This is a genomic window from Desulfovibrio sp. ZJ200, assembly GCF_011039095.1.
In the GTDB taxonomy this organism is placed as follows: Bacteria; Desulfobacterota; Desulfovibrionia; order Desulfovibrionales; family Desulfovibrionaceae; genus Desulfovibrio.
This window is the reverse complement of record NZ_JAAKEH010000035.1, coordinates 26,957-33,452: the sequence shown is the minus strand read 5'-3', so window position 1 is coordinate 33,452 and position 6,496 is coordinate 26,957. Positions and strand designations below refer to the sequence as shown.

6 protein-coding genes are annotated in these 6,496 nt (G+C 62.4%); all 6 read left to right on the top strand.

Annotation, left to right across the window (positions count from 1 at the left end; translation table 11 throughout):
• On the top strand, positions 1 to 182 hold a 182-nt coding region (locus G7Y52_RS15335), incomplete at its 5' end, for a tyrosine-type recombinase/integrase (protein ID WP_241159709.1).
• A gap of 282 nt (positions 183 to 464) precedes the next feature.
• On the top strand, positions 465 to 1,442 hold the full coding sequence (locus tag G7Y52_RS10620) for a lipoate--protein ligase (RefSeq protein ID WP_165071574.1): 978 nt from the start codon (positions 465 to 467) through the stop codon (positions 1,440 to 1,442).
• 283 nt (positions 1,443 to 1,725) lie between these two features.
• On the top strand, positions 1,726 to 2,805 hold the full coding sequence (gcvT, locus tag G7Y52_RS10615; protein ID WP_165071572.1) for a glycine cleavage system aminomethyltransferase GcvT: 1,080 nt from the start codon (positions 1,726 to 1,728) through the stop codon (positions 2,803 to 2,805).
• 127 nt (positions 2,806 to 2,932) lie between these two features.
• Positions 2,933 to 3,319 (top strand): glycine cleavage system protein GcvH, encoded by a 387-nt coding sequence (gene gcvH / locus G7Y52_RS10610; RefSeq protein ID WP_165071569.1) that lies wholly within the window; start codon positions 2,933 to 2,935, stop codon positions 3,317 to 3,319.
• A 167-nt stretch (positions 3,320 to 3,486) separates the two neighbouring features.
• Positions 3,487 to 4,818 carry an aminomethyl-transferring glycine dehydrogenase subunit GcvPA gene (gcvPA, locus tag G7Y52_RS10605; protein WP_165071567.1) on the top strand — a complete coding sequence of 444 codons (1,332 nt, stop codon included), beginning with the start codon at positions 3,487 to 3,489 and terminating at the stop codon, positions 4,816 to 4,818.
• Complete coding sequence (gene gcvPB / locus G7Y52_RS10600) at positions 4,815 to 6,272, top strand: aminomethyl-transferring glycine dehydrogenase subunit GcvPB (protein ID WP_165071565.1); 1,458 nt, start codon at positions 4,815 to 4,817, stop codon at positions 6,270 to 6,272. Before gcvPA ends, gcvPB begins: the two co-directional genes overlap by 4 nt.
• Positions 6,273 to 6,496: the final 224 nt, after the last annotated feature.

Genomic DNA, 6,496 nt, shown 5'->3' with positions numbered 1-6,496 from the left:
GTTTGCAATTACTGGCGCTGACTTTTTTACGTCCCAGTGAAGTTCGCCTTGGAGAGTGGGCGGAAATCGACTTTGAGGAAAAGCTTTGGCGCATTCCGGCCAAACGCATGAAAATGCGCCATGACCACCTGGTACCCCTTTCTTCGCAATTGCTGGAAATCCTGCATACGCTCACGATATGAGCGGAGACGGCCGCCTGATGTTTCCGGGGCTGCGCTCTCCAGAAAAGGCCATCAGTGACGCCGCTTTTATCGCTGATCTGCGCCGCATGGCGCTATGCGAAAGAGGAAATGTGCGCTCACGGGTTCCGGGCTAGAGCATTTTCAAAGAGAAAATGCTCTAATTGCTGTCTTCATCCGTAGCTTCCTTCGTCGCAACGGCTGAAGCCTGGACGCGAAATGATGGCAGCGAAGTGATTGAAAATAGATATTTTCAATCAAAAAATTCTCCAGGGAGGGCCTCCTATGCAGTTTCTGGCGCTTTCGTCGCTTGATCCCACGTTCAATCTGGCTCTTGAGGAGCAACTTTTTCTTTCCCTGCCTCCCGAACATCCGGGGCTCTTTCTGCTTTGGCAGAATGAGGCCTCGATCATCGTGGGCCGCCACCAATGCACGGTCGAAGAGGTCAACCAGGCTTTTGTCAAACGCGAGGATCTGCCGGTCGTGCGGCGTGTCAGCGGCGGCGGCGCCGTGTACCATGACACGGGCAATCTCAATTTTTCCTTTATAGAAAATGCCCCCGGCTGTGAAAAAGTGGATTTCAGGCGCTATCTTGCGCCTGTGCGGGAGGCTCTGGCCGAGCTGGGCGTCAGGGCCGAAATCTCCGGCCGCAATGATCTGGAAGTGGACGGCCGCAAAATTTCAGGCAGCGGCCAGTTGCTGCGCCGGGGCAAGGTGCTGCATCACGGAACGCTGCTTGTGAGCGCGGATGTTGCGCGCATGGCCGAGGCGCTGACCGTGGATCCGGAAAAAATCCGCTCCAAGGGCGTGGCCTCGGTGCAGGCCAGGGTCTGCAATATTGCGGAATGCTGGACGCCGGGAACAGACATGGACAAGCTTAAAAACTGCCTCTTGCGGCATTGCGCCGACTGCGCGGGCCGCCTGGACATGCGGGATTATGCCGCGGCCCAGGCATTGGCCGACGCCAAATACCGGCAATGGAGCTGGAATTACGGAGCCTCGCCGGCGTTTACCGAGAAAAAGCGCGAGAGATTTCCCTGGGGCAGCGTGGAACTGCGCAGATCCGTGCGCCACGGCAGGATCGTCGATTGCCGGGTATACGGCGATTTTTTCTCGGCCGCGGAAATCGGGGAACTGGAAAATCTCCTCTCCGGGCTCAGCCCTGAACCGGAAATTCTGGCCAAAGCCCTGGAAAGCGTGCCCTGGGAAAAGTATTTCAGCGGCTGCGATCCTGCGGCTATGCGACGTTTTTTTATGGAGTAAGAGCCGCATGCCTTCTCCTGGCAGCGGCGCCTGCGCTTTCGGCTGGTTGCGGCTGCCTGCCCCTGCCCGGGAGGGATTCGCCTTTGAGAGGAGTTTCTTAAAAAATTCATTGTAATTTTATATGGTTGCAAAAGAAATTTCACGCTCAAAGTGAATCCTTCCCCGTTGCGCCCTTCTTGTGCCTTGCCCCGGGCCATGCTATGATCTCCGCGCCGATCACAGGCTGCTGTGACCGGCTCCGGTCGCGTTTGCCGCGCCAGAAAACCGCAGCAAGGGAGAATCCATGTCGGAACTGCGCACGCCGCTCACTGCCTGGCACGAGGCGCACGGAGCCAAAATGGCTCCTTTCGCCGGTTGGCTGATGCCCATCCAGTACGAGGGCATTTTGATCGAACACCAACATACCCGTCAGCATGCCGGGCTTTTCGACATCTGCCATATGGGCGAGTTCCGCATTGAGGGGCCGGGCGCGGCTGAGGCCCTGGCGCGCGCCGTGAGCCATAATCTGGAGACGCTTGCGCCCGGCAGATGCCGCTACGGCTTTCTGCTCAACGCTTTTGGCGGCGTGCTGGATGACTGCATCATTTACCGTTTCGGGCCGGACGCGTTCATGATCGTGGTCAATGCGGCCTGCGCGGCAGGGGATTTTGCCGCCCTGCGCGAGCGCCTGCCGCACAACGTAAAACTGACCGATCTTTCCGAAGCCACGGCCAAGATCGATTTGCAGGGTCCGGAATCCCTGGACGTGCTGGAAGGCGTGCTCAAGGAAAACTTTCACGATCTGCCGTATTTCGCTTTTCGCGAGACAAGTTTTGACGGCGCGCCCCTGCTGGTCAGCCGCACGGGCTACACGGGCGAGCTGGGCTTTGAGCTCTACCTGCCCTCGCACAAGGCCGAGGCCTTTTGGACCGGCCTGCTGGGCGACTGCCGGGTCAAGCCTGTGGGCCTGGGCGCGCGCGACACGCTGCGCCTGGAGGCCGGCTTGCCGCTGTACGGGCACGAGCTGGACGAGAAGCATTCTCCTGCCGAAGCGGGCATGGGCCGGATGCTGACCAGCACGGCCGACTATGTGGGCAAGGCGGGCGCGCAGACAATCCGGGAGCAGCTTGTGCCCCTGGTGATCCAGGGCCGCCGCGCCGCGCGCCACGGCGACGCGCTCATTCTGCCCGGCGGCCCGCAGGTGGGCCGGGTGACCAGCGGTTCTTTCGCGCCCTCGCTGGGCTGTGTGGTCGCCCTTGCCTGGGTGGACGCGGCCCATGCCGATCAGGAAAATTTCGTGATCCGCGCGGCCCGCAGCGAACTGGCGGCGCGCCGCGCGCAACTGCCTTTTTACAAGGACGGCACGGCGCGCAAAAAACTGTAGTGAAATAATGCGCCCTGTTCTTTGCGGCGCGGGCAGCAGGCCGCGCCCCCGGCGCGCGCTTGCCTGCCGCCGGATCGCACGGGCCCGAACAGTGGAAAATACGAACCTCAGTCAAGGGAGCACAGTCATGTCCAAAAATCCCGCAGATCTTTTGTACAGCAAAAGCCATGAATGGGCGCGCCTGGAAGGCGAGGAAGCCGTGATCGGCATCACGGCGTTCGCGCAGGAATCCCTGGGCGACATCACCTATGTGGAACTGCCCCCCACAGGCGACGAGCTGGCCGTTGAGCAGGAATTCGGCTCCATTGAGTCGGTCAAGGCCGCGAGCGACCTGTTTTCGCCGGTGAGCGGCGCGGTGGTTGCCGTCAATACGGCCCTGGAAGACGCGCCCGAAAAATGCAACAGCGATCCCTACGGCGAGGGCTGGCTGATCCGCGTCAAACTGGCGGAAAAGCCCCAGGGGCTGATGGACGCCGCGGCCTACGAAGCCTTTTGCGCCACAGAGGAGCATTAGAGCAGATTGCCTTTGACTTTCATAAAAAGTCAAAGGCAATCTGCTCTAATTGCTGTCTTCATCCGTAGCTTCCTTCGTCGCAACGGCTGAAGCCTGGACGCGAAATGATGGCGGCGAAGTGATTGAAAATGGATATTTTCAATCAAAAAATGCTCTAAGGAGTGCACATGCCCTATATTCCTCATACGCCGCACGAGTTGCAGGAAATGCTCTCCGTGGTCGGCGTGCGCAGCCTGGATGATCTTTTTGCGGACATCCCGCCGCAGATGCGCCCCAGGCATTTCGAGTTGCCCAAAGGCCAGGGAGAAGCCGCGGTCTGCGCCTGGTTTGAGGATCTGGCCGCCAAAAACCGGCCGGAGATGATTTCCTTTCTGGGCGCGGGCTATTACGCGCATCAGATTCCCAGGGCCGTGGACGCGCTGGCCGGGCGCAGCGAGTTTTACACCGCCTACACCCCGTATCAGGCCGAGTGCTCGCAAGGGACCCTGCAGGCCATTTTTGAATTCCAGACCGCCGTCAGCCGCCTGCTGGACATGGATTGCGCCAATGCCTCGGTGTACGACGGCGGCACGGCCCTTTTTGAAGCGGCCATGATGGCCGTGCGCGCCACCCGGCGGCGCGTGCTGGTGGTGGACGAGGCCGTGAACCCCATCTGGCGGGTCATGCTCGGCACATACATCTCCAGCCTGGATCTGGAATTGCGCACTGTGCGTCAGGAAAACGGCGTCAGCCGTCCGGAAGCCCTGGCGGCCGCGCTGGACGAGCAGTGCGCGGCCGTGATCGTGCAGAATCCCAATTTCTTCGGGGCCGTGGCCGACTTTACCGACCTTTTCGCCAAGGCCAGAGCGCACAAGACCTTCGGGATCATTTCCGTGTACCCGGTCATGCAGGCCGTGCTCAAGACGCCCGGCGAGATGGGGGCGGACGTGGCCGTGGCCGAAGGCCAGAGCCTGGGCCAGCCGCTTTCTTTCGGCGGGCCGTACCTGGGCGTCATGGCCTGCCGCAGGGAGCACATCCGGCAGTTGCCGGGCCGCGTGGTGGGCCGCACCACGGATCAGGACGGCAAAACCGGCTATGTGCTGACCCTTCAGGCCCGCGAGCAGCATATCCGCCGGGCCAAGGCCACGTCCAACATCTGCTCCAATCAGGCTCTGTGCGCCCTGCGCGCCCTGATTCACATGTCCTTGCTGGGCCCGGACGGCCTGGTCCGCCTGGCCGAAAACAACATGGCCCTGGCGCGCTACGCCGTGGAACGGCTCACGGCCCTGAAGGGCGTGGAGCTGCTCAATGACGCGCCTTTCGGCAATGAGGTGGCCCTGCGCCTGCCCATGCCCGCGGAAGTGCTGGTGGACACGCTCACCAGCCACGGCTGCGTGCCCGGCTATCCCGTGGGCCGCTACTATCCGGGCATGGAAAACGTGCTGCTGCTGGCCTGCACCGAGTTCAACAGCCGACGCCAGATCGGCTTTCTGGCCGAAACAGTGGGAGGTCTGCTGTGAAAACCATTTTCGCCAAATCCGTTCCCGGCCGCCGCGCCTGGGAGATCGATTCCGACGCGCCCGCAGCCGCGCAGATGCTGCCCGCAAATCTGCTGCGCAAACAGCCGCCGCGCCTGCCCCAATGCTCGGAGCTGGACGTGGTGCGCCACTTCACCGGTCTTTCCAGGCTCAATTACAGCGTGGACGCCAATTTCTATCCGCTTGGCTCCTGCACCATGAAGTACAATCCCAAGTTCACGGAATACATTGCCGCGCTGCCGGGCTTTGCGCGCCTGCACCCCATGCTGGCCCAGCTCTCGCGCGGGGCGGCCTGCGCACAGGGCGCGCTGCAATGCCTCTATGAGGCCGAGCGCTGGCTCTGCGAGCTCACGGGTATGCGGGCCTTCACCTTTCAGCCCATGGCCGGCGCCAACGGCGAGTTTACGGGCGTCAAGCTGATCGCCGCCTATCACAAGGCCAGGGGCCGCGCGCGCAAAAAAATGCTGATCCCGGATGCGGCCCACGGCACCAACCCGGCCTCAGCCGCGCTGGCGGGCTTTGAAACCGTGAACATCGCGTCGCGCGACGGCATGGTGGACCCGGAGGCCCTGATCGCGGCCATTGCCGAGCACGGCGAGAACGTGGCCGGCCTGATGATGACCTGCCCCAACACCCTGGGCCTCATGGAAGTGCATCTGCCCCGCATTGTGGAGGAGCTGCGCAGGATCGACGCGCTCCTGTATTATGACGGCGCGAACATGAACGCGATCATGGGCAAGATGCGCGTGGGCGACGTGGGTTTTGACGTGGTCCACCTCAATGTGCACAAAACCCTGGGCACCCCGCACGGCGGCGGCGGCCCGGGCGCGGGCCCGGTGGGCGTGAGCGAGCGCCTGCTGCCCTTTCTGCCCTCGCCGCGCGTGGCCGTGCGCGAGGACGGGAGCTTTTATCTGGACTGCAAGCTGCCGCAGTCTATCGGGTATATGGGCCCGTTTTACGGCAGTTTCGGCGTGGTGATCAAAGCGCTGGCGTATATGTTGCGCCTGGGCGGCGAGGGGCTCACGCGCGCTTCGGAATATGCCGTGCTCAACGCCAATTATCTGAAAAAGCGCCTGGAAAAGACTCTGGACATCCCCTTTGCCGACCGGCTCTGCGCCCATGAGTTCGTGGCCTCCGCGCCCGAAGGCCTGCGCGCCCTGGATATTGCCAAGGCCCTGCTGGATCGCGGCTTTCACGCGCCCACCATCTACTTTCCGCTGATCGTGCGGGAATGCCTGATGGCCGAGCCCACGGAAACCGAAAGCAAGCAGACCCTGGACGCCTACATCCAGGCCCTGGAAGAAATCGTGGCCCAGGGCAAGAGCGATCCCCAAAGCCTGGCCGGGGCTCCCGCCAGCCTGCCCGTGCGCCGGATGGACGAAACCGCGGCCGCGCGGCACATGGTGCTCACCGAGGATATGGAGCAGGGCGGGTAAGCGCCCCCATTCGTGCTTTGCCTGCCCATGCCGCACAAGGCCGGAGTCCTTCTCCGGCCTTGTGTCGTTCAGGGCGCGTCCATGTTTCAGCTCTTCATTCGCTCAATACCCGCAGCACGCGGTGCGCCCGGCGGGCGGCCTTTCCTGAGGCCTGCGTCCCTGCTCCTTCCTTGATGACGCGGGCCTTCTCCGGTTACGCTGCCCGGAGCAGATCCGCCTGGCGA